The 21,967-nt window shown below is 69.7% G+C and carries 25 protein-coding genes and 1 pseudogene; 12 read left to right on the top strand and 14 right to left on the bottom strand.

Translation table 11 applies throughout. From position 1 onward, the window contains the following. Window positions 1–62: 62 nt before the first annotated feature. On the bottom strand, window positions 63–914 hold the full coding sequence (locus tag ABZU75_RS30825; protein WP_355561712.1) for an SDR family NAD(P)-dependent oxidoreductase: 852 nt from the start codon (window positions 912–914) through the stop codon (window positions 63–65). After that, window positions 911–1,576 carry an NAD(P)H-dependent oxidoreductase gene (locus tag ABZU75_RS30820; protein ID WP_355561709.1) on the bottom strand — a complete coding sequence of 222 codons (666 nt, stop codon included), beginning with the start codon at window positions 1,574–1,576 and terminating at the stop codon, window positions 911–913. Before ABZU75_RS30820 ends, ABZU75_RS30825 begins: the two co-directional genes overlap by 4 nt. Window positions 1,577–1,671: 95 nt before the next feature. Here ABZU75_RS30820 and ABZU75_RS30815 point away from each other — a divergent pair, with 95 nt between their 5' ends. Next, complete coding sequence (locus ABZU75_RS30815) at window positions 1,672–2,193, top strand: MarR family transcriptional regulator (RefSeq protein ID WP_355561706.1); 522 nt, start codon at window positions 1,672–1,674, stop codon at window positions 2,191–2,193. A gap of 136 nt (window positions 2,194–2,329) precedes the next feature. On the opposite strand, the gene ABZU75_RS30810 is transcribed toward ABZU75_RS30815, so the two are convergent. Continuing rightward, window positions 2,330–3,673 carry a PLP-dependent aminotransferase family protein gene (locus tag ABZU75_RS30810; protein WP_355561703.1) on the bottom strand — a complete coding sequence of 448 codons (1,344 nt, stop codon included), beginning with the start codon at window positions 3,671–3,673 and terminating at the stop codon, window positions 2,330–2,332. 61 nt (window positions 3,674–3,734) lie between these two features. Between ABZU75_RS30810 and ABZU75_RS30805 the strand changes: the two genes are divergently transcribed. After that, window positions 3,735–5,318 carry a pyridoxal-dependent decarboxylase gene (locus tag ABZU75_RS30805; protein WP_355561700.1) on the top strand — a complete coding sequence of 528 codons (1,584 nt, stop codon included), beginning with the start codon at window positions 3,735–3,737 and terminating at the stop codon, window positions 5,316–5,318. 15 nt (window positions 5,319–5,333) lie between these two features. Here the strand turns inward: ABZU75_RS30805 and ABZU75_RS30800 are convergent, their stop codons facing one another. Continuing rightward, window positions 5,334–5,846: an NYN domain-containing protein gene (locus tag ABZU75_RS30800; RefSeq protein WP_355561697.1), complete on the bottom strand. Its 513-nt coding sequence runs from the start codon at window positions 5,844–5,846 to the stop codon at window positions 5,334–5,336. Between the two features lie 236 nt (window positions 5,847–6,082). Here ABZU75_RS30800 and ABZU75_RS30795 point away from each other — a divergent pair, with 236 nt between their 5' ends. The 4 genes from ABZU75_RS30795 to ABZU75_RS30780 all read left to right on the top strand — a co-directional run bounded on the left by ABZU75_RS30795 (window position 6,083) and on the right by ABZU75_RS30780 (window position 10,133). Next, window positions 6,083–8,221, top strand: coding sequence for an N-6 DNA methylase (locus tag ABZU75_RS30795; protein WP_355561694.1), 2,139 nt, complete (start codon window positions 6,083–6,085; stop codon window positions 8,219–8,221). Between the two features lie 133 nt (window positions 8,222–8,354). Further along, on the top strand, window positions 8,355–8,594 hold the full coding sequence (locus ABZU75_RS30790) for a DUF397 domain-containing protein (RefSeq protein WP_355561741.1): 240 nt from the start codon (window positions 8,355–8,357) through the stop codon (window positions 8,592–8,594). Window positions 8,595–8,871: 277 nt separating this feature from the next. Next, window positions 8,872–9,429 (top strand): MarR family transcriptional regulator, encoded by a 558-nt coding sequence (locus ABZU75_RS30785; protein WP_355561691.1) that lies wholly within the window; start codon window positions 8,872–8,874, stop codon window positions 9,427–9,429. A 290-nt stretch (window positions 9,430–9,719) separates the two neighbouring features. Continuing rightward, complete coding sequence (locus tag ABZU75_RS30780; protein WP_355561688.1) at window positions 9,720–10,133, top strand: SRPBCC family protein; 414 nt, start codon at window positions 9,720–9,722, stop codon at window positions 10,131–10,133. A gap of 118 nt (window positions 10,134–10,251) precedes the next feature. On the opposite strand, the pseudogene ABZU75_RS30775 reads toward ABZU75_RS30780, so the two are convergent. After that, a pseudogene (locus ABZU75_RS30775) lies at window positions 10,252–10,365 on the bottom strand (hypothetical protein); the annotation flags it as partial. Between the two features lie 237 nt (window positions 10,366–10,602). Here ABZU75_RS30775 and ABZU75_RS30770 point away from each other — a divergent pair. Beyond that, complete coding sequence (locus ABZU75_RS30770; RefSeq protein WP_355561685.1) at window positions 10,603–10,902, top strand: NIPSNAP family protein; 300 nt, start codon at window positions 10,603–10,605, stop codon at window positions 10,900–10,902. Between the two features lie 76 nt (window positions 10,903–10,978). Here the strand turns inward: ABZU75_RS30770 and ABZU75_RS30765 are convergent, their stop codons facing one another. Together ABZU75_RS30765 and ABZU75_RS30760 are read right to left on the bottom strand one after the other, a co-directional pair. Then, a complete protein-coding gene (locus ABZU75_RS30765; protein WP_355561682.1) occupies window positions 10,979–11,305 on the bottom strand; it encodes a type II toxin-antitoxin system PemK/MazF family toxin in 327 nt (108 codons plus the stop codon). After that, the gene (locus tag ABZU75_RS30760; RefSeq protein WP_355561680.1) at window positions 11,295–11,519 is read right to left on the bottom strand and encodes a hypothetical protein; all 225 of its coding nucleotides are present in this window, start codon (window positions 11,517–11,519) and stop codon (window positions 11,295–11,297) included. The genes ABZU75_RS30765 and ABZU75_RS30760 overlap by 11 nt, the downstream gene beginning before the upstream one ends. 150 nt (window positions 11,520–11,669) lie before the next feature. Here ABZU75_RS30760 and ABZU75_RS30755 point away from each other — a divergent pair, with 150 nt between their 5' ends. Together ABZU75_RS30755 and ABZU75_RS30750 are read left to right on the top strand one after the other, a co-directional pair. Further along, on the top strand, window positions 11,670–12,920 hold the full coding sequence (locus tag ABZU75_RS30755; RefSeq protein WP_355561678.1) for an amidohydrolase family protein: 1,251 nt from the start codon (window positions 11,670–11,672) through the stop codon (window positions 12,918–12,920). Between the two features lie 130 nt (window positions 12,921–13,050). After that, window positions 13,051–13,356 (top strand): hypothetical protein, encoded by a 306-nt coding sequence (locus ABZU75_RS30750; protein ID WP_355561675.1) that lies wholly within the window; start codon window positions 13,051–13,053, stop codon window positions 13,354–13,356. Window positions 13,357–13,475: 119 nt separating this feature from the next. On the opposite strand, the gene ABZU75_RS30745 is transcribed toward ABZU75_RS30750, so the two are convergent. After that, window positions 13,476–14,147, bottom strand: a complete 672-nt coding sequence (locus tag ABZU75_RS30745) for an enoyl-CoA hydratase-related protein (protein WP_355561672.1) — start codon at window positions 14,145–14,147, stop codon at window positions 13,476–13,478. Window positions 14,148–14,606: 459 nt separating this feature from the next. On the opposite strand from ABZU75_RS30745, the gene ABZU75_RS30740 reads away from it, so the two are divergent. Next, on the top strand, window positions 14,607–14,948 hold the full coding sequence (locus ABZU75_RS30740) for a hypothetical protein (protein ID WP_355561669.1): 342 nt from the start codon (window positions 14,607–14,609) through the stop codon (window positions 14,946–14,948). 159 nt (window positions 14,949–15,107) lie between these two features. Here ABZU75_RS30740 and ABZU75_RS30735 read toward each other — a convergent pair whose 3' ends face one another. Continuing rightward, window positions 15,108–15,452, bottom strand: a complete 345-nt coding sequence (locus ABZU75_RS30735) for an MmcQ/YjbR family DNA-binding protein (RefSeq protein WP_350923449.1) — start codon at window positions 15,450–15,452, stop codon at window positions 15,108–15,110. Window positions 15,453–15,599: 147 nt separating this feature from the next. Then, complete coding sequence (locus ABZU75_RS30730; protein ID WP_355561665.1) at window positions 15,600–16,214, bottom strand: TetR/AcrR family transcriptional regulator; 615 nt, start codon at window positions 16,212–16,214, stop codon at window positions 15,600–15,602. Between the two features lie 69 nt (window positions 16,215–16,283). Between ABZU75_RS30730 and ABZU75_RS30725 the strand changes: the two genes are divergently transcribed. After that, the gene (locus ABZU75_RS30725; protein ID WP_355561662.1) at window positions 16,284–16,856 is read left to right on the top strand and encodes a peroxiredoxin-like family protein; all 573 of its coding nucleotides are present in this window, start codon (window positions 16,284–16,286) and stop codon (window positions 16,854–16,856) included. Window position 16,857: 1 nt separating this feature from the next. Here ABZU75_RS30725 and ABZU75_RS30720 read toward each other — a convergent pair whose 3' ends face one another. From ABZU75_RS30720 to ABZU75_RS30710, 3 genes are all read right to left on the bottom strand, one after another. Further along, complete coding sequence (locus ABZU75_RS30720; RefSeq protein WP_355561659.1) at window positions 16,858–17,031, bottom strand: SRPBCC domain-containing protein; 174 nt, start codon at window positions 17,029–17,031, stop codon at window positions 16,858–16,860. Between the two features lie 191 nt (window positions 17,032–17,222). Then, complete coding sequence (locus ABZU75_RS30715; protein ID WP_355561656.1) at window positions 17,223–18,308, bottom strand: CU044_5270 family protein; 1,086 nt, start codon at window positions 18,306–18,308, stop codon at window positions 17,223–17,225. Continuing rightward, entirely contained in the window at window positions 18,305–18,874 is a 570-nt protein-coding gene (locus tag ABZU75_RS30710; protein ID WP_355561653.1) for an RNA polymerase sigma factor, read from the bottom strand. Before ABZU75_RS30710 ends, ABZU75_RS30715 begins: the two co-directional genes overlap by 4 nt. A 310-nt stretch (window positions 18,875–19,184) precedes the next feature. On the opposite strand from ABZU75_RS30710, the gene ABZU75_RS30705 reads away from it, so the two are divergent. After that, window positions 19,185–19,643: a hypothetical protein gene (locus ABZU75_RS30705; protein ID WP_355561650.1), complete on the top strand. Its 459-nt coding sequence runs from the start codon at window positions 19,185–19,187 to the stop codon at window positions 19,641–19,643. A 188-nt stretch (window positions 19,644–19,831) separates the two neighbouring features. On the opposite strand, the gene fusA is transcribed toward ABZU75_RS30705, so the two are convergent. Beyond that, a complete protein-coding gene (gene fusA, locus ABZU75_RS30700) occupies window positions 19,832–21,916 on the bottom strand; it encodes an elongation factor G (protein ID WP_355561647.1) in 2,085 nt (694 codons plus the stop codon). Window positions 21,917–21,967 lie beyond the last annotated feature (51 nt).

Below are 21,967 nucleotides of genomic sequence, written 5' to 3'. Positions count from 1 at the left end.
GACGACGCGCGGAACAAGGTCTTCCACGAGGAGCCGCTCCGCCGCCACCAGGTCGCGGCCGGTTACCCGCCGAGGTGTGGTGCGCGTGCGGCGGAGGAGCCGTCTCGGATCACTTCACCGGTGAGGTTGCCGTTGGCTCCCGAGCCTAGGAAAACGATAATTTTGGCCACGTCGCCGGAGTTGGAGAGTCGGCGGCTGGGCGTGGCGGCGGCGAGGGCATCGGTGACGAACTCCGGAACGTCCCGGCTGTCGGTCAGGGTGAAGCCGGGGGCCACGACGTTGACCAGGATTCCGTCCCGGCCGCCGTCCCAGGCGAGGCTGCGGGCGAGTCCGTACAGGCCCGATTTGGCGGTCCCGTACGGACCTGGCCCGGGCAGTCCCTCCTCCGCGACGCTTGAGGAGATCAGCACGATGCGGCCCCAGCCCCTGGCGCGCATGCCGGGCAGGACCGCGCGGATCGACGCGGCGGTTCCGACCAGGTTGGCATTGATCATCGCCTCCCACTCCTTCATCGGTACGTCCTCGAACCGGACGCTGGGATCCGGCGGGCCGTCACCGCCCCAGCGGACGGCGTTGGCGACGAGGACGTCGATCCCGCCCCAGCGTTCGATGACGGTTGCGGCGGCCTGGTCGATGGTCGGCAGGTCTTCGAGGTCGAGACGTACGACGTGCGCCTGCCCGCCCAAGGCCTCGATGTCCGCGGCCACCTTCTCGGCCTTGTCCGGGTTGTTTCGGTAGGTGATCGCGACCCGGGCGCCCTCCCGCCCGTAGGCGCGGGCGGTCGCGGCTCCGATCCCGCTCGACGCGCCGGTGACCAGGACCACGCGGTCTCTGAGTTCGGTGTCCACTGTGTAGGGGGTCCTCTCGTCCTTGCTGATCGGGTACGGCCAGTACGGGATGTACGTCAGGCTCAAGACGGCGTCTTGGCACGCACCCGGGTGGCCAGGGTGTGCACTGCGTCGAGCGCTGCGGCCTGGGATGCCTCGTGCGTCTCGCGGAACTGGACGAGGAAGGGCATGACCCTGGCGTGCGTGAGCTCGGTATGGACGAACTCCACATCGTCCAGTCCGAGCGAGGAGAAGAAGGCGCGCAGGTAAGGCTCCTGGAAGTCGAAGGGCTCCCGGGGAGTGCCCGGTCCGTAGGCGCCGCCGCGCGCGCTCAGTATCACGGCCGACTTTCCCCGGAGTGGCAACCAGGGCAGGGCCACCCGGTCGATCCATGCCTTGAGCGCGGCGGGCACCGAGAAGTTGTACATGGGGGCGCCGACGAGCAGGACGTCCGCCGCGAGCAGTTGCTCCACCAGCGGGCGGGTGGCTGCCCAGGCCCCGGCCAGTTCGGAGGTGGTGTTGGCCACCTCGTCCATGGCCCGGATGCCGCGTACCCCGTTCAGGGAGGACTGGGTGGCGAGTTGGACACGGGCTTCGTCGACGGGCGGTACCGGTTCCGCGACCAGGTCGCGGTGGGTGTAGATCCCTTCAGGATTGGCCGCTTTCCAGGCGGCTGCGAAACTCTCGCCGAGCCTGCGCGAGAACGAGTCGCTTCGTGCGCTGGCGTCCAGGTGCAGCAGATGCGTCACAAGATTGCCTCACATTCAATATGATCTGGATTCACAATCAATATAGAACAAGATAGTTTCAAGTCAAGAACATCTCGACTCGCTATCATGGAGCCATGGCCATCTCTCCTGCCTCCGAAAGCTCGCCCGGCAGCCGGCTGCACGAGGATCTGCACTGGCTGTTCGCCCGGTTGAAGCAGGGCCTCGCCGGGGCGGAGGCCGTAGCGGTGCGGGAGCACGGTATGGGCCTCTGGGGCTACACGGTGCTGATGGCGGTCGTCGAAGCTCCCGCCCGCACTCAGCTCGCCCTCGCCCAGGCCGTGTCGGTCGACAAGAGCAAACTGGTCGTCATCCTCGACGAGCTGGAAGGCGCCGGCCTGGTTCTCCGCCGGCCGGATCCCGCGGACCGCAGGGCCCGCATCATCGAGGTCACGCCTCAAGGAAGCCTCGCGCTCGAGGCCGCCCGCGATGACATCAAGGCGATCGAGGACCGGCTGCTGACCGATCTCGACGCCCCGGTACGGGCGGCGCTGAGGAGCGCGCTACGGCATCTCGCCGGCGCACCCATCCTGCGAATCGAGGACGGGCAACCATGTGAAACCGCCTGTGCCCCCACCACGCCTGTTGCAACTCGTTAGCCGGGCCGCCGTACTGAAGGCACCGGCCGCCGGTTGGCCGGGGCGCCGGGTGAAAGGCACCGGCCCCCGCCACCGGTCGGCAGGACGACCCCGGAGCCGAACCACGCCGAAGGCACCGGGCGTCGACACGTGCCTTTCAGGACCGGTGGGCTCGCCTGAGCTGCTCGACGACCCGGTCGAGGGTCTCGATCGGGGCGGTGTACGGCACCCGCAGCCGGTTGGCCCGGGTGCCGTCAGGTGAGAACACCGGCCCCGGGAGCAGGCTGAGTCCTGCCTCGGCCGCCTTCCCCGCGAGTGCCTCACCGGACACACCGTTCAGGCGCAGCCAGAGCGCCAGGCCGCCCTGCGGGAGGGAGAAGCTCCAGGCGTCGTCCCCGTCCAGGCTTCCGGCCAGATGGTCGCGCTGGCGCCGCAGCTCGCTCCTGCGCTGGCCCAGCAAGCGGTCCATGAGGGGTAAGACCTCACAGGCCACGAGCTGCTCCATGGGCGGCGGGGCGTACAGACCGCTGATCGGGTCGAGGAGGAGTTCACGGATCAGCGCGGCCGGACCCCGGATCCATCCCACCCGCAACCCTCCCCACACGGTCTTGCTCAGGGAACCGATCGTGACGGCCCGGTCGATCCGGGGCTCGGGCACCGGATGGTCGCGCAGGTCCAGGTCGCGCACGGTCTCGTCCACGATCACGGTCACCCCGTACCTGGCCGCCAGCTCCGCGACCTTCCGGCGGTCCTCGGAACCCATCAGCACCCCGGTCGGGTTCTGGAAGTCGGGGGTCAGCAGGGCGGCTCCCCCCGCGGCCTCGCGGAACGCGGTGGCGAGCTGGTCACCGTCCCATCCCGCCGCGGTGACCCGCGCGGGGACGGTACGGATGCCGAAGCGCCTGAGCGTGGCGAGGGTGTCGAAGAAGGTGGGGTTCTCCACCACGATTCTGCGCGGGCCGAGATGGGTGACGAGCAGCGCCAGCGCGGCACGGGCTCCCGAGGTGACCAGGATCTGTTCGGGGCGGGTGGCCGATCCCTCTCCGGTGTGACGCCGGGCGATCAGCTCGCGCAGCTCGGGCAGGCCGGGTCCGGGCTCGCCGCTCTCCAGCAGCAGCCCCGCCGACCTGCCGAGCGCGCGGGTGACGGCGTCGGTGACGATCGCGCGCGGGGCGGCGGGAACGGCGCGCCGCAGGTCGAGGAGCGAGCCCCGGCCGTCCACCGACAGGGGCGCGTAGCGCTCACCGAGGTTCCGCGGCAGCCGCACCCTGCTGCCACTGCCGTGCTCGGTGACGAGCCAGCCCTCCTCGCGCAGCCGGGACAGGGCGGCGACGACCGTTCCCCGGCTCACCCCGAGTTCACCGGCCAGGCGCCGCTCCGAGGGCAGCCGGTCCCCGACGCGTACGCGCCCGTCGAGCACCGCCTCGCGCAGCGCGGCGGCCAGCGCACCCGCGAGAGGGCCGCCGAATCGCCGCCATCCTGCCAGAACATCCTTGAGCACTGGTCCAGTTTGCCGTAATTGGACCACGACGCGAACATGCTCCGCTTCCTAGCGTCGAAGCATGAACGCCAGACCCGACGCGGGCACCGCTCCCATTCCCGGCTCTCCGCACCTCGGCGGCGGCCCCCGGCCCGGACCGTCACACAGCGGCGGAGAGTATCGGCACGGACCATCGAGCGCCGACGGCGACCAGCAGCCCGGACCGCCCGGCGGCGGGGACGACCACCTGTCCGGGGTGCCGGAGGCCGATCACATCCGCGGCCCCCTGGGAGCCGATCGCGCCCGCGTACCCGAACTGATGGAGGCCACCCGCGCGTACGCCGTGCGTCTCCTCGCCGGGCTCGACGACCGCCCGGCGGCGCGGACGCCGGTGCGACCGGCGCCCGAGTCCCTGCCGGAGACGGGGATCGGCCTGGAGGGGGCGATGGAGATGTTCGCGCGGCGCTGGGAACCGGGCTTCGCGGCCAGCGCGGGCCCCCGCTACCTGGGCTTCGTCACGGGTGGCGCGACACCCGCGGCGCTGGCGGGCGACTGGCTGACCGGCACCCTCGACCAGAACCCCACCTCCGGCCTGGACTCCCTCGCCCCGGACCTCGAACGGGAGACGGTCGCCTGGCTGCGCGACCTCTTCGGCCTGCCGCCGGAGCACGAGGGGACGTTCGTCAGCGGCGCGACCATGTCCAACTTCGCGGGCCTGGCGATCGCCAGGGAGTGGCTGGGCGAACTGCGCGGCGTGTCGGTGGCCGAGGCGGGCGCGGCCGCGCTCGGGCCGGTGACGGTGCTGTCGGCGAGCCCGCACTCCAGCATCGTCAAGTCGCTGTCCATGCTCGGGCTGGGACGGTCGGCGATCCGGCACGTCGGCGTCCTGCCGGGGCGGGAGGCGGTGGACGTGGCCCTGCTCGCCGAGGAACTCGACCGGCTGGACGGCGCACCGGCGATCGTGGTCGCCAATGCCGGCACGGTGAACACCGTCGACTTCGACGACCTGCGCGCCGTCGCCGCCCTGCGCGAGCATCACCCCTTCTGGCTGCACGTGGACGCCGCCTTCGGCGCCTTCGCCGCGCTCTCCCCCGAGCACTCCCACCTCGTCGCGGGCCTCGGCGAGGCCGACTCGGTCTGTGCGGACCTGCACAAGTGGCTGAACGTGCCCTACGACAGCGCGATCCAGTTCACCCGCCGCCGCGACCTGCAGGCCCGCGTCTTCCAGAACTCGGCCGCCTATCTCACCCCGCTGAGCGAGGAGCCCGACTTCGCGCACCTGACCCCGCAGAACTCACGGCGCCTACGTGCGCTACCGGCCTGGTTCACGCTGGCCGCCTACGGGCGCGAGGGGCACGCGGAGATCGTCCGCCGCGACATCGCCCTCGCCGCCGGGCTCGGCGCGCGGATCGCCTCGATGGCCGCCTACCGGCTGCTCGCCCCGGTACGGCTCAACGTGGTCTGCTTCACCCTCGCCTCCTCCCCCTCCCCCGAACGGATCGGGGAGGTGGTCGACTCGATCATCGAGTCCGGCGAGGCCTTCCTCACCCCGACGGTCTACGCCGGGGTGCCCGCGCTGCGTGCCGCGTTCAGCAACTGGCGCACCACCGAGGCCGACGTCGGCAGAATCGCGAAGATCCTGGAATCGGCCGCGCCCCGGTCGTGACGACGCCCCCGAAGGTCAGGCCACCTGTGCCACCGGCGGTTCCAGCGTGATGACGGCGGACACCTCGGCGCGCAGGCGGCGGCTGAGTGACTCACGCTGGGAGACGACGGTGACGTGCACACCGCACTCGGCGAGCCAGCAGGCCAGATCGGCGAAGTAGCCGTCGCCCGAGCCGATCACGACCCGGTCGAACCGCTGGTCCATCCGGTCGCCCCGGGCGGCCTCGGCCAGGGCCTGGTCCGCGCCGTCGGGGCCGGAACGGGCCAGCAACTGCACACCGTGAAAGGCGATCCCGACCGCGACGAGCGCGCCGTGGTTGACCGCGACGACGAACTGGTCCATCGGGCCGATCGGGACGATCCGCCGGTAGAGGACCATGACCTCGGCGACCTCGGGGGTGGTGGGGCGACTGGCCCCTGTCAGGTTCTCGATGTCCAGCAGGTGCATGGCCCGCCCTGAGCGAAGGCGCCGTCTGCCGCGTGACGTGGAGGCCTGGAACCGGTCGATGCGCGTGGTGGGGGTGATCACGGGTCATCGGTTCCTTCCATGACGATGATTTTTAGTGTCCAATGAAGTTCAGTAAAACACGTGTTGATGGAATCGACCAATAATTTTGAGGACGCTGTATGGAGGTGACAAACTCAGGTACGTTCCAATCGACACGGACACCGAGCCCGAAGAACCGGTGAACGGGACGACCGGGCAGACCGAGACCGATATGAAGGAGCCGATGAACCGGGACGTCCGGCCGGCCGGAGGACCGGATGGACAGGGACGTCCAGGTGACCACGGCGGATAATGGGGAGCCGGTGGACAAGGACGTCCGGGCGACCGCGACCGACACGGAGGACCAGGTGGACAGGGACGTCCAGGTGACCGCGGCGGACATCGCCCGGCTGGGTGATGTGGGCCGGGCCGCGGTGAGCAACTGGCGCCGTCGGCACGACGACTTCCCCCAGCCCGTCGGCGGCACCGCGACCAGCCCCGCCTTCTCCCTCGGCGAGATCAAGGAGTGGCTGCTCGGCCACAGCGAGGGCAGGTCGCTCCCGGCACGCGAGTGGCTCTGGCAGGACCTGCGCGCGGGCGTGCCGGAGGAGGATCTCGCCGACCTGATCGCCGACCTCGGCGCCTTCCTGGTCTACCTGGACCGGGAGGGCGACGACTGGACGGCCCTCTCCGCCGCCGACGACGCGGCCGTGGCCGCCGTGCTTCCCGACCGCGTCCGAGAAGCGTGCGCCGGGCCGATGCGGAGCCCGTTGCCGCCGGAATGCCTCATCCGGGACCGGCTGCCGCTGCTGCGCCGGGTGGCCGCCCTCGCCGTCGAGAACGGCACGAAGGGGACCTTCGCCTTCCTGCGCGAGCGCTACTTCGAACTGCACACCAAGCGGATGTACGCCACCCCCGAGCCGGTCGCCCGGCTCATGGCGGAGCTCTGCGGCCCCTCCCCCGAGGTCATCCTCGACCCGGCCTGCGGCTCGGGAGCGCTGCTGAAGGCACTGCGCGACCATTCGGATCGCGGCGTACACCTGCTCCTCGGCCAGGACGCCGACGTGGCGACCGCCCGGCTGACCGCCGCGCATCTCGCGTTGCACGCCGCCACCGTACGCGTCTCGCATGGAGACTCACTCCGCCAGGACGCGTTCCCCGGCACGCTGGTGGACGCGGTCGTGTGCAACCCGCCGTTCAACGACCGCGCCTGGGGATATGAGGAGCTGACCGCCGACCCCCGCTGGGAGTACGGTCTACCGCCCCGGATGGAGTCGGAACTCGCCTGGATCCAGCACGCCCTCTGCCATCTGAAACCCGGCGGCACCGCCGTCATGCTCATGCCGCCCGCCGTCGCCGGCCGCAGATCCGGCCGCCGCATCCGCGCCCAGCTGATCCGCCGGGGAGCACTCAGCGCGGTGATCACGCTCCCGCTCGGCAGCATCCCCAACATGGCGGTCGCCCTGGCCCTGTGGGTGCTGCGCAGACCGGCGGACTCCCGTACGCCCGGCCATGTCCTGATGGTCGACACCTCCGACCGGCCGGAGGACTTCGCGCGAGTCGCCGCGGATGCCTGGGAACGCTTCGAGGCCGGTGCGGACATCGATGAACCGGGCATGAGCCGGGCCGTCCCCGCCGTCGAACTGCTCGACGACGACGTCGACCTCACCCCCGCCCGATATCTCGCGCCGCCGCCTGCGGACCTGTCGCCCGCGCGCGTCACCGGACAGCGGAACCGAGTGGCCGACCTCCTCCGCCTCGCCGCGGAGCTGGTGCCGACCGTCGAGTCAGCTCGGGGACCGAAGGACCTCCCGATGGTCCCACTCGCCGAACTCCTGCGGCGCGGCATGCTGACGATCCACCACCAGAGCCCGGCCAGACCCGGCGAGCCGTCCGAGGTCGCGGACGGGCTGACCGTCCTCACCGCCGAGGACGTCGTCGACGGCACCCCGCCGACCGCGACCACGCCGGACATCGCCGTACAGCACGAGATCATCGTGCGGCCCGGTGACGTGCTGGTGCCGGGCGTCGCGCGGCGCCCGGTGGCGCGGGTCGCCGGGGAGGGCGGCCCCGTCCTGGGCCTCCGCCTCTCCCTGCTCCGCCCCGACCCGGCCCTGCTCGACCCCCATTTCGTGGCGGGCTTCCTGAGCGGCTCGGTCAACCTGCGCAACTACACCACCGTGGGCAGCCGCGCCCAGGTGGACGTACGTCGCGCGGAACTCCCGCTGCTGCCGATCGAGGAGCAGCGCGGGTACGGCGAGGCGTTCCGGAAGCTGGCGGAATTCGAGGCTTCGCTGCGCCGGGCCGCCGCCCTCGGCGAGGATCTGATCCAGCTGATATCCGACGGCCTGACCCACGGCGCCGTCCGGCCGTCCACCGACGAGAACTCCGAGAACGACATGAAGGAGAACTCTTGAGCGGCAACCACCAGAAGTACGCGGACTTCGTCTGGTCGGTCGCCGACCTGTTGCGCGGCGACAAGGCGGCGGGCCTCACCTAGGGAGAGCTCGCCGAGCTGATCCACTTCAGCGAGTGCCTGATCAGCGGGGTATGGACCTGAGCAAGGCACGGTGGCGCAAATCAAGCCTCAGCGGCAACAACGGCGGCAATTGTGTTGAGGTCGCGGAGCTCGAGAACCTCACCGAAGGCCCCACCCACAAACCCGGACACCCCCACCTGATCGCCATCCGCGACTCCAAGGACCCCCACGGCCCCAACCTCCTCTTCACCCCCACCGAGTGGACCACTTTCATCAACACCATCAAGGCCGACGACTTCAACCTCCCCTAACCCTCCGACACTCCCGGCCGCCCAGGCACCCACCTCGGCGGCCGGTCGCCGTTCGCCCCTGGCCGGCCCCGCCGGCGAACACGCGTCCCGGCCCAGGCAAGGCCACCGGGGACAGCGCTCCGCGAAAGGCCACGGGATGGCACGGCCGATCGTGCCGACGAGGTCGGTCCTGCCGGTGAGGAAGATCCCGGTGGCGGCCCTTGTCGATCTACACGAGAGTGGGCGTCAAGCAACGGATAGCAAAGACTGGAAGCACGTACTATTATCCTCCTTCATAATGAAGGACGTAACAATCTACGAGAGCGACCCTGACGGCTTCCTCTACGACCCTCGGGTCAGGGCCGCGATGACCCAGTTCACCGATGACGACGGAGACCTGCTCACCTTCGAGGCAGGCGCCGCCGTCCGCACCGCCAACCATGCCGTCGAGCGCATGCGCGCCCACGGCTCCCAGGGACGGGGGGTCAGCGCGGGCGCGCTCGACCTGCTGATCCGCCTCAACAGCAGCGAGCAGGGCATCAGCATCGGCGAGTTGGCCCGGGCCGCCGGGGTCAGCTCCCGCAATGTCACCGGCTTGGTCGACACGCTAGAGCACGACGGGCTGGCCCGCCGGGTCGCCGACCCGAAGGATCGACGTTCGGTTCTGGCCGAGATCACACCTGCCGGGCGGGCGTGGATGGAGGCGTTCCGCAGGCCGTCGCAGCTTGCCATGCGGGCGATGTTCCACGGGTTCGCTCCCGAAGAACTGGTCGTTCTGCGCGACCTGTGCCTGCGGCTGGCCGCCAACCAGCATCGCCTCGCCGATCACCTGCGCCAGATCGGACAGCAGCCATGACCACGACAGCTCAGGAACAGACCCGTCGCACCGTGCGCGGCTATCACGAGGCCCGCTTCCGCGGCGAGGTGTCCGCGGCGGCGGCATCGCGAGTGGTTGGTGTCGGTGTGCCGAGGGCCGTACAGAGCTGAACGCGAGTACAGGTTCGCAGCCGTCACAGGACGGATACGGCTGTTCTGGTCTGCGCCGGGCGTGGTGCCCAGGGCAGCCGAAGAAGATGCCAGCCATGGGTCGCCTTCCTTGCCTGCCGGCTAGGGAGCTACCCCACCCCAAGAGGAGTTCCCGACATCATGGCCTCCATCCGCCACGAGATCGTCATCGACGCGTCCCCTGAGCACATCTGGGATGTGCTGCGCGATGTCGGAGCCGTGCACGAGCGCCTGCTGCCGGGCCGTGTCATGGACACCCGCCTGGAGGGCGATCAGCGGTTCCTGACCTTTCCCGATGGACACGTCATCCGCGAGCTGATTGTCGCGATCGATGATGATTCCCGCTGCCTGGCCTATTCCGTTGTTGAAGGCGCCAGGCCCCCGCTCGAACACCACCACGCCTCGTTTGAAGTTCGCCCGGAGGGTGCCGGAGCGGGCCGGCTGATCTGGACTACCAACGTGCTGCCACACGGGCAGGCCGCCGAGATCCGCATTCGCATCGAACGCGGCGCAGTGGAGATGAAGCAGGCGATCGAGGCCGCAGCACCCAGCTGAGCCGCAGACCCAGGTGACCCCTGGAAGGGGAAGGTTCGCCAGGGCCTTCCCTCCGATGTGTGGGCACCTTGACTACCGGATGCCGCAGATACCGACGAGCACGGGGTGGAGACCGAGTTCACCGAGGCCGGGCTGGCCGCCACTGCTTGGTCGCCACCGAGTCGCAGGAGTTCTGCTGTACGAGGGCGCCGGAGGAGGTCGAGTTGTCCTTGGTGTTGAGGCACTTGCCGCCGTTGGCGTTTGCGCACCGCTCACCTGAGCGAACACGTCCGCGTCAGCGGATGGCAACACCACATGTCAACGAACCGTGAAACCTTCATCCCGAACCCGGGGTAAGCCGATCTTCTGCTCCCGACCTCGCGTCGGGTCTGGATCAGGCCGGAGTGGCCCCGCGCGTGATCCGGCCCGGTAGTCGTACGATCTTCATCGCAGGCGGCCCCGTATCCGACCCGAGACGGAAGGCGACGACATGGCCAGGACCTTTCAGCATCGCATCTACACGATCCAGGAGGGCCTGCTGGAGGAATGGGTGGAGAAGTGGCACTCGCTGGTCGTGCCGCTCCGCCGCGAATTCGGGTTCGAGGTCCACGGCGCCTGGCTGGATCACGAGCGGAACCAGTTCATCTGGGTGCTCTCGTACGACGGGCCGGAGAGCTTCCGGGAGCGGAACCAGGAGTACTGGGACTCTCCCCGCCGCGTTGCGATGGACGTGGACCCGGCGCTCTACCTGGTGGGCCGGATCATCCGCGACGTGACCCCCGTCGACTGACGGACAATCTCATTGCCCACTATGTGGGACGTATCTGCTGCTCCGAAATAAGTGAGCGATCTGCCACATCTCCCTGCTATCTGCTACAGAACAGACCGAGGAAGCCATGCAGTGTCCTGCCGACCTCATGGATCTCACTTGGGTCGAGGCGGCCGGCAAAGTCTCCGAGCCGGAAGACATCCGTGGATCTCATCTGATCGATGAGTACGCGAGTCATCTTGCCGTTCAGTTCGATCTCGGGGCGGAAGACCGCAGGACCCGCACTCGTCGAAGTTGGCGCGACGACCAAGGTGGAGAGCCTGGTGAAGGCATCCGATTGCAGCACCACCGCGAAACGTTCGCCACGTTGTTCATGGCCGACCGCGTCACGAGGAGCACGTATCCGGTAGACGTCACCACGCATCCGAATCACCGAACTCGCGCTGGATCGCTCGGATCTCGGCCAGATCGTCCGGATCGTTGGCCAGTCTCTCCGCATCGGCACGGGCCTGTTCCAGCCAGCGCAGTCGTCCTGCGATACGGATCGCCTCGCGGATCACATCGGTGGCGGACCTGCCCTCGGAAGTCAGTTCGGAGAGGATCTTCTCCGTGTCTGAGTCGATCTCGACAGTCAGCATGCCCATATCTTCACTGTACGACCAGGTAGCTCGCAGGACTTCGATCGAATTTCGTAAACACCCAGATACTCCGGGTAGCCGCTCGCGGCACGCGGCTTGGCAGGTCTGGCCGTCCCGGATCTCGTGGGTGCGCTTCTACCGTGCTGTCGTATGGACACCCCAGATCTCCTCATCCGCAACGCCTCCCTCCGTGGCCGTCCCGGCAGGTGGTCGCTGGCGGCGACAGGCGGGCTGCTCAGCCTCGTCGCCGAGGACGACCCCGATCTCGGCCCGGCGACCGAGGTGACCATCGATGCCGACGGCGCCCTGGTCACCGAGCCCTTCGTGGACGCCCACCTGCACCTGTGCAAGGCGCACACCCTCGACGCGGCCGGTCCCGCCGCGCTGTCGGAGTACACCGACGGCACCATGGGGGCCGCGATGGGCGCCATCGAGACGGCCGCCGCCGTCAAGGCCGGTCAGACGCGGGAGGCCGTCCTGGAGCGGGCCCGGCCGGTGCTGGTGGAGTCCGTGCGGCACGGTGTCCGGGCCGTGCAGGCATTCGCCGACATCGATCCGGCAGCGGGGCTGACCGGGGTGGAGGCGCTGCTGGCGCTGCGCGAGGAGTTCCGCGGCGTGGTCGACGTGCGGGTGGTGGCGTTCCCGCAGGACGGCCTGCTCCGCGAGCCCGGCACCGAGGAGCTGGTCACCGAGGCCGTACGGCTCGGCGCCGACGTGGTGGGCGGCATCCCGTGGATCGAGTGGACCGACGCCGACGCCGCCGAGCACGTACGACGCATGGTCGATCTCGCGCGGCGGCACGGGCTGCGCGTCGCCATGCTGGTCGACGACGCCGGAGACCCGGGGCTGCGGACGACCGAGATGCTCGCGCGGGAGCTGCTGGAGCGGAACATGATCGGGCGTGGCAGCGCCCAGCACGCGCGGGCGATGGCGCTCTATCCCGAGCCGTACCTGCGGCGCCTGGCCGGACTGTGCCGTGCGGCGGGGCTCGGTTTCGTCAGCGACCCGCACACCGGACCGCTCCATCTACCGGTCTTCGAGCTGGCCGACGCCGGGGTTCCGGTCGCACTGGGGCAGGACGACATCGAGGACGCCTACTATCCGTTCGGGCGGCACAACCTGCTGGAGGTGGCGTTCCTGGCCGCGCACCTGCTCGACGCCCGCACCGACGCCGCCCTGGAACGGCTGTACGACATGGTGACCGTCGATGCCGCGCGGGTCGTCGGCCTGCCCGCCCACCGTCTGGAACCCGGGGCTCCCGCCGACCTCGTCGTCCTTGAGGGGCGGACCCTTCGCGAGGCTCTGACCCGGCACTCGCCGCCCCACCACGTCGTCGTCGCGGGCCGGGTCGTGGCCTCGTCCACCCGGCACACCGCTTTCGGAGCCGGTGTCCCGCACTGAAGGGGACGGCAGCGTCACAGGTGGCTATTGACTCGTTCTTGCAGGCAGGTATCTTTTTCTATAGGAAAGTTTCCTAAAGGAAACTCTGCGGGACACTTCCGCCGCACCGAGAACCACGGAGGAAGCACACGTGAAACCAAGGAAGTGGGCCACGGCCCTTTCCAGTACCGCACTGCTCACCACCGCCATTCTGATGAGCACGGCCTCCACCGCCCACGCGATCCCGGACAACTGCACCACCCAGGTAGCGGGATCGACGGTTTCCAGCTACTGCGCGAGCGGCACCGGAGAGCATCAGGTCGCCGTGACCGTCCTCCACGTCAACCCGGCCGTCGGATACGTCTACAACGTGGGCCCATGGCAGCCCGCGGGGGCCACCTCCACCGCCACCCTCCCCCCGGGCACGATCGTGTCCCTGCGGGTGAACAAGCGCTGAGAACCGCTCGGACGGGGATCCTCCGGCCGAAGGGTCCCCGCCTGCCGGCGATATCCGTGCCACGGCGGGCCTGGACGACGCCCTCCCCGGTGAGCGTCCGGCCGCCGGACCTCGACCGCTCAGCCGAGGGGATTGTCCTTCTCCCGCAGCCTCTCCATGGCGGGCCCGTACATGCGGGTCTTGATGGTGCCGAGGGTGGGGCCGCTCTTGGCCGTCTGGGCGCGAGCGATCTCCATGGCGGTCTGCCGCACGGCGTCCTCGTCCACCGCGCGGTCGACGATGGCGGCGGCCAGGGCGTCATGGCCGCCGTAGCGACGTGCGGTGGTCATCGCCTCGTGCGCGGTCTGCGGGGCCAGCCGAGCCTGGATCAGCGCGGACATACCCGGGGTGAACGGGATGTTGATGTCGGCTTCCGGCAGGCACCAGTAGCCCCGGTCGGCGCGCATCACGCGGAAGTCGTGGGCCAGAGAGAACATGGCGCCGGCCGCGAAGGTGTGCCCCTGCAGGGCGGCCACGGTGACCATCGGCAGGGCCAGCATCCGCGCCAGGAGCTCGTGGATGCTGACCACGTAGTCCTGGTGCCGGTCGGCATGGGCGAACAGCCAGTCCAGGTCCAGGCCGTTGGAGAAGAACTTGCCGGTCGCGACGGTCACCAGGGCACGGGGCCCCTCCGCCTTCTCCACCTCGTCCAGCGCGGCGTTGACGGAGGCGATCCAGTCGGGGTGGAAACGGTTCTCGGTGTCTCCGATGTCGAGGATGAAGACGTCGTCCTGACGGTCGAGCGTGGGCATGACTGATTCCTTTCGCGGCTGTCGCTCATGCGCACCCGACCCTGCCCGGCGGGGGCCGGCAGCCGCACCCGCGACGAGCGAGCCGTCGAACATGAACACCTTTCTGACGTCGAAGACCGGCAGGAGCTTGCGTCAGCAACGACACTACTGGCGAGTAACTATGGCGAATCGCATATTACATGGAAGCGACTCACTTGTCCGCAGGATCAGCCCCGAGGGGGGAGTCATAACTCGGCGTGACGAGAAGCCCCCTTCCGGTTCCTGTCCGCCACCGGCGGGTCATCGGACCGCCCCGAGGTTTTGAAGTCCTGTGACCGACCGCCTCGGGTCCCTCCGCTTACCGTGGGAACAGGTTCCCTGCCGTGCCGACCGCTCGGGCATCGTCACCGCCGGACACCATGCCCGACCACGCTTTCTCCCAGAGCCAGAGCTGGAGATCTCCACCCGCGAGGAGATGCGATGATCAAGGTCAGGAACGCTCTCGCAGCCGGGACGATGACGGCCTCCGCCCTCCTCGCCCCCGTGACGACGCCGGCTCCGTCCGCCGTCGCGGACACCGTGACCTCGAACGCCTCGACCACTCTCACCTCCGCCCAGAAGCCCTGCCACAAGCACAGGCACCCCGAGAGGTGCCGCGCCCGGCGCGGTCACGGCGGCGACCACGGCAACATCGGCGGTGACGGTGACGGTGTCGGCATCGGCGGCGGCCGCGGCCGCGGCCGCGGCAAGGTCGGTATCGGTGGCGGCATCAGCGACAACAGGGCTCCCGACAACAGAGGCGGGGCGGGGATCGACAACTGACAGGAGCGTGGGCGGCTCCGTTCCTCGGCGCGGGCCACGAACATGCGGCGTCCCGGACCGGTACTTCCGTTGAGGAACGTCACGGCACCCACGACATGAAGTCGTGGACCGGCCAACCGGTCCGCGAGATCACGGGCCGGCCCCCGACATGTCGCAGAACTACCGCCCGGCCTCGTGCGCGTCGACCAGCCGCTTGGGGGCCGTCAGGCACCACGCCTCGGTGACCAGCTCGAACAGCTCATCCGGATCGATCTTCGCGAGGTGCACCACGATCCAGCCGAACCGGCCCGCGGTGAACTGGACCTCGAACACCTCCGGCCGCTCCGCCACCAGCGCGATCTGCTCATCGATCGTCGCCTTGAGACCCACGGTCTCCGTGTCTCCCCAGATGTAGCCGAAACCCTTGCCCCGGACCTTCAGCGAGGTCCAGCTGCCGGAGTCGCTCTGCTGAACCTCGGGAAGCCTGTCGAGCATCTCCAGGAATTCACCAACACTCACACCCATGGGCCACGTCTATCAGAGTGCTCCGACAATCCCCGCGAACCGCCCCGCCGTCGAAGGCCACCGCGGGCACGGCCCGGCCGGGACGACCGCGGCGGATGGACGCCCCCTCCTGCCGGAACCTCTCACGCCACCCGCCACCTGCCCTGATCAGTTATCGCACATCCCGCGCAGCACGATGGCGAGGCCGCCGTAGAACTCCTCGTCGACGCCGACGAGACGCGCGTGACCAGCCGTCTCGGCCATATACGGGAAGTCGGCAGGGGCGAGCCCGGCGATAACGGTCGTGCCCGCGCCCGACAGCGGGCCCAGATGCTCCAGCTGGACCGCGCCGATCACGTAGCTCAGCAGGCCGCGCAGCGCGATGACCCGGTCCGCACCCGCCAGGCCGGCCTCGGTGAGGATGCCGAGCACCGCCTCCGACCAGCGCAGCACCCCCGCGGAACGGTGCCGATGGGTCATCGTCAGCGGCACGACGTGCGGGTGCGCGCCCACCTGGTCGCGCAACCTGCCGACCAGTGTGGTGACCCGTTCGCGCCATGACGTCCCCGGCGGCGGTGAGACGTCGACGCCGCCGAGCACCAGCTCGACCACGAGCCCTTCCACTTCCTGGCGGTCGCCGACATAGCGGTAGAGCGCCATCGCGCTCATGCCGAGCTCCGTGGCGACCGCGCGCATCGACAGGGCCGCGAGGCCGTCGCGGTCGATGACGGCGAGGGCGGCGGCGGCGATCTGGTCCTGGGTGAGCGAGCGCGGGCGCGGCATGGCGGTTGAAAGTGTACGGCATACGCCTACAATCGTAGGTGTATGCCGTACGCCTACGAGGGGGTTCCGATGCGTCTCCAGCCTGGCTCCACCGTCTCCGCCCGCGAACTGTCCTCCGTCACCGGCCCCGCGGCCCCCGTCCCGGACCGGGACCATCTCGTTCACCTGCAGTTCCGGCGCTTCGCCGGCTGCCCGGTCTGCAACCTGCACCTGCGCTCCTTCGTCACCCGGCACGCCGAGATCGAGGCCGCCGGAATCCGCGAGGTGGTGGTGTTCCACTCCCCCGCCGAGGAACTGGCCGAGCACGCCACGGGCCTGCCGTTCGCCGTCGTCGCCGACCCGGACAAGAAGCTGTACGCGGAGTTCGGCGTGGAACAGGCGCCCCGCGCGCTGCTCGACCCCCGGGTCTGGGCGACGATCGTCCTGGCCGTCGTACGCGGTCTCTGGACGGCCGCCCGCGGGCAGGAGCGCCTACCGTCCATCCGGCCGCGCGGCGGGCGGCTCGGACTCCCCGCCGACTTCCTGATCGCCCCCGACGGCCGGGTGGTCGCGTGCGGGTACGGCGAGCACGCCTACGACCAGTGGCCACTCGACGAGGTACTGACCCTGGCGGCCCGCGCACGCCGGGCGGAGACCCGCTGAATCAGTCACCCTCGCCGGGAAGGGGCTCGCCGGTCTCCAGCAGCGTCTTGAGGCCGGACAGGATGTGCGGCCATCCCTCGCCGACGCCCTCCAGCAGGGTGCTGCCGGGGTCGAAGCCGTCGTGGACGACGGTCAGCTTGACCATCCGGCCGAGCGGTTCGATGTCGAAGGTCACCTTCGACCTGCGCTCCTTGGCCCACTGGGCGGCGACCTCCGCACCCAGTCAGAACGGCGTCTCGGCGGCGGCGACGCGCCTCCCGATCATGGACGCCGGCGGGGCACGGACCGGCGCCTTTCTGCCAGCGGCTGCGGGAGCGGCCCCGGCTCTCGTTCGGACGAGAAGGCCGGGGCCGGGTGGCGATTGGGTCAGGCGTGGTCCGCCGGCGCCTTCGGTGATTCGTCGGTCCAGTCCGACTCCAGAACGGCGCTCCAACCGGCCGGTCGAAGGTCTGCACAGCCCTGCTCGCCGACCGACCTACCGACCGACAGCAGGCGCCCGGTGTCCTTGTCGAACAGGACCTGCGTCTCAGTACCGTAGCTGGGCTCGCAGCTTCGCAACGCGACTCCTACCGCGTCACGGCCCAGCGGGTCCCGTACGCCGCCGAGGGAACGGACCTCGGGCAGATCGGCCATCAGCCGAAACAGCGCCGCCCTGACCCCGGAAGGGGCAGGCAGTTCGAGCAGCAGCTCGGCCGCCTGCTCAAACAGGATCTCATCTCGTCTCTTGTCGCTCATCCCAGGACCCTGCCACTGGATCAGGACCTCTTTCAGCGCCTCCGGTTCGGTGGGCAGGCGCTCGATATCGGCGACGGAGACCGCCTTGCCGTTGACGTTGGGCCAGCTCGACCCCGGCTTGGCAAAATCGTTCAGCCGACTGGCGTAAGGCGTCTTGCCTGTCTCATCGCTCAACGCCCGGTTGCCGCGGGCGCAGGTGAAATGAGCTTGATCCGAGCTGAACTCGCCCTCCTTGGGGGGTTCCGCGCCCTTGACGGCGTCCAATCGGGTCCAGGAGTGGACTATCCACCAACTCGGATCCTTGGGCGACTTCGCCACCCACGTCTCATCTCGGCAAACGCCATGCGATGACCTTCCGCTGAACAAACCGCCCGAGTTCACACCCCGGGTATGCCAGTACCGGCCGGCGACGGTCGGCACTTTCACGGTCTGCTCCGCTGCGGCGAGCAGCAGACCGCGCGCGGCGGGCTCGGCGGACCGGTCGCCGGCACCGCCGGGCACCAGGGTCACGGCCACCGCGAGCCCCGCCGCCACCACTCCCGCCGTGCCCAATCCCCAGCCCGGCTTGATGCGGCCACGACGGGGGACGACCGAGACCGTGGACGGCCGGGTGGTCGCGGCGGCGATGATCCGGTCGAGCCGTTCCGGATCGTCCACCGGCTTGAGCGAAGCGGGACGAGCGCCAGAGAGCGACTTCATCACATCGGTCTTCTTCACCGGGTTGACTCCTTCATGGATGCCAGCGATTCGGAGGGGAACACGGCGGCGCCGGTGATCGCGTCGGGCTCAGCGGCCATCGCACGCTCCAGCCTGCGCCGGGCACGGTGCAACCGGACAAAGAACGTGGCGGTGGAGCAGCCGACGACCTTCGCCGCGTCCACGGCCCGCAGCCCATGCCAGGCGACCAGCGTGAGCACTTCACGATCACCATCGGAGAGTGCAGCGAGCCCCCGCAAAACGGCTGCCCTCTCGGTCACCGAATCGGCGACGTCGCGCGCCGTCAACTCCGTGACCGAGCCCCACGTCGACAGCTCGTTCTCCAGCGACTGACGCCGAGCCTCTGCACGGTACGACTCGCGCAGCACGTTACGGGCAACGCCGAGTAGCCACGGGAGGGCCTCATCCGGCACGTCGTCGATCCGCCGCCACGCGACGCAGAATGTCTCACTCGCCACCTCCTCCGCGAGCTGTCGTCCCGCACAGCTGACCGCGTACGCGTACACGCTCGAATAGCAGGAGCCGTACAAGACGGTGAACCGGTCCCGAGGACCAGGTTCGATCATGCGTCCTCCCTTCCCTTAAGTGCGCCAGTACCAGGGAAGTGAGCGGACCGCGCCATTTCTTACAGCCTGAGGGGAACTTGTGCGCCGCGCGGCCGGTGATCTTCCACCCCTTCACTCGATCCGAGGAGGAGCTGTACAGCGCTGACCTGCTCTGAGAGGGCTTAGCGCACGATCCGGTGCCAACGTTCCTCAGACCCCGACCCGTCGGCCAGGCCTCATCCCGGTGCCCATTGCCGGAAAGTAGAGGAGTAAGCCAAGATCGACGGGTTGATCCGCTGTGGGGCCGCAGCCCCCGTCGAAGGGTAGACAAGTGATCAGATCTGTTACGAAGGTCATCGCCGTGGCGGCCCTAGCCGCCGGCGTTCTCGCGGCCAACCCGGCCTACACGGCGTACGCGGCCTCCGCCCCCTACACTCCCGAGGGCGTCTGCGGGGCGGGGTTCACCCGGGTGAAGGACGGCACCCGCCCCCTCAAGTCCGGACGTGACACCTTCGGCTACGTCTACCTCATGTACAACCGCAGCACCGGTTACAACTGCGTGGTCAGTATCAAGACCGCCTTCTACCGGACCGCCACCTACACCACCGCCACCCTGACGGTGGAGGGCAGCAAGCCGAAGACCGACGCGGGCAAGTTCAAGTACTACGCCGGGCCGGTCAAGCTGAAGGCCCGTGGCAAGTGCGTCTCGTACTGGGGCAGCACCCGAGACACCCGGCTGGACTACGCCGAGGCGACCGGCGGCCGCAAGACCTTCGGCAACTGCGGATAGCGAGGCCTCAAGCGCCGGGGCCACACCCGGTCCCTCGCCCCCAGCCTGACGGCTCCAGGTGGCGTAGTAGGTGCTGGAGGTCACCGTTCACCCGGCGCCGACAGTGCCCGCGCAGCGAGTCGGTGGTGCCGAGATCGGCATGAATCGGCCTGGCCCCGCCCGTGTGCGGGCGGGGCCACCCCCGGGCTCTACCGGGACGGCGTCCCGTATGACACCGTGCTCGGCACCGGGGCGTACCCGCTGGGCCGGGTGGTGAAGGTTCCCCTGCCCTGGGTGCGGCTGCGCAGCCGGGTCGCGTAGCCGAACAGCTCGGCCAGCGGCACGGTCGCGGTGATCACCACTGTGCCTGCCCGCGCGGTCGAGCCGGAGACCCGGCCGCGCCGTGCCGACAGATCGCCCAGCACCCCGCCGATGGCGTCGTCCGGCACGGTGACCGTGACCTCGGCCAGCGGTTCCAGCAACGCCATCACGCCGGTCCGCAGCGCCTCCCGCAGCGCGAGCCGGCCTGCCGTCCGGAACGCCATCTCCGAGGAGTCCTTGGCATGGGTGGCTCCGTCGGTCAGCGTGACCCGCAGGCCGATCACCGGATGCCCGCCGAGTGGCCCCTCGACCAGGGCATCCCGGCAACCGGCCTCCACCGCCCGGACGTACTCCCGCGGTACCCGTCCACCGACGACGGTCGAGTGGAACACGAAGTCCACCGCGCCGCCGGTGGCGTCCAGCGGCTCCACGTCAAGGACGACGTGGGCGAACTGACCGGCGCCTCCCTCCTGCTTGACGTGCCGGTACAGCAGCCCGGACACCCCGCGGACGACCGTCTCCCGGTAGGCCACCTGTGGCCGGCCGGCGCTGACATCGAGCCCGTGGGTACGGCGGATCTTCTCCACCGCGACCTCCAGATGCAGTTCCCCCATCCCCGACAGCACCGTCTGGCCGGTCTCGGGGTCGGTCCTGACCACCAGCGAGGGATCCTCCTCGGCCAGCCGGGCCAGCGCCGACGCGAAGCGGTCGGTATCGGTGCTCCTCCGGGCCTCGACCGCCATGGAGACCACCGGATCGGCCACACTCGGTGGTTCGAAGAGCAACGGCTCCGCGGGGGCGCACAGGGTGGCACCGGTGCGGACCGCCTTCAACCCGACCACCGCGACGATGTCCCCGGCCACCGCCAGGTCCACCTCCGTGTGCCGGTCGGCCTGTACCCGCAGGATGCGGCCGACCCGCTCGGTGCGCCGCGCGCCGGCGTCCAGCACCGCGTCTCCCCTTCTGATCGTCCCCGAGTACACCCGCAGGTAGGTCAGCCGCCCGGTGGCGGTCGAACTCACCTTGAAAGCCAGCGCGGCGAACGGCGCCGCCGGGTCGGCGGCCCGCTCCCGCACCGCGCCGTCCCAGGTGCCGCGTACCGCCGGCACGTTCGTCGGCGAGGGCAGGTAGGCCGTGACGGCGTCCAGCAGCGGTTCGATCCCGCGGTTGCGGTAGGCCGATCCGCACAGCACCGGCACGCCCTCACCCGTACGGGTCAGGTCGCGCAGCGCGACGGCGAGGGTCTGCGCGGAGATCGCCGACTCCGCGCAGAACTCCTCCAGCGCCATCGGATGCAGTTCGGCCACCGCCTCCTCCAGCAGCCGGCGGCGCCGGTACGCCTCCTCCCGCAGGGTGTCCGGCACCGTGCCCTCCCTGGGCGTGTCGCGATCGCCGGTCCAGACCAGCGATCGCATGCGCAGCAGATCCACCACTCCGGTGAACCCGTCCTCGCGTCCGATCGGCAGCTGGACCACCAGCGGGACCACCCGCAACCGCTCGCGGATCGACTCGGCCGCCGTGTCGAGGTCGGCACCGGCGCGATCCAGCTTGTTGACGAAGGCGATCCGCGGCACTCCGTACCGGTCGGCCTGCCGCCACACCGACTCGCTCTGCGGTTCGACTCCGGCGACACCGTCGAACACCGCGATCGCGCCGTCGAGCACCCGCAGCGAGCGCTCCACCTCGTCGGAGAAGTCGACGTGACCCGGTGTGTCGATCAGATTGATCCGGTGGCCGTCCCAGGCGCAGCTCACCGCCGCGGCGAAGATGGTGATCCCGCGATCGCGTTCCTGGGAGTCGAAGTCGGTGACGGTCGTCCCGTCATGTACCTCGCCACGCTTGTAGGTGGCGCCGGTGATGTACAGGATCCGTTCGGTGATGGTGGTCTTGCCCGCATCGACATGGGCGAGGATGCCCAGATTACGGACGCCGGTCAGCTGGTCGGTGAGGTGATGGTTCAGGTTGGTACGCACGGCCTATGGCCCTTCGGGACGCTCCACAGAGGACAGCGCGCTTTCCGGACG

The organism is Streptosporangium sp. NPDC005286 (assembly GCF_040607515.1).
GTDB lineage: Bacteria > Actinomycetota > Actinomycetes > Streptosporangiales > Streptosporangiaceae > Streptosporangium.
This window is presented reverse-complemented; position numbering and strand designations above follow the sequence as displayed.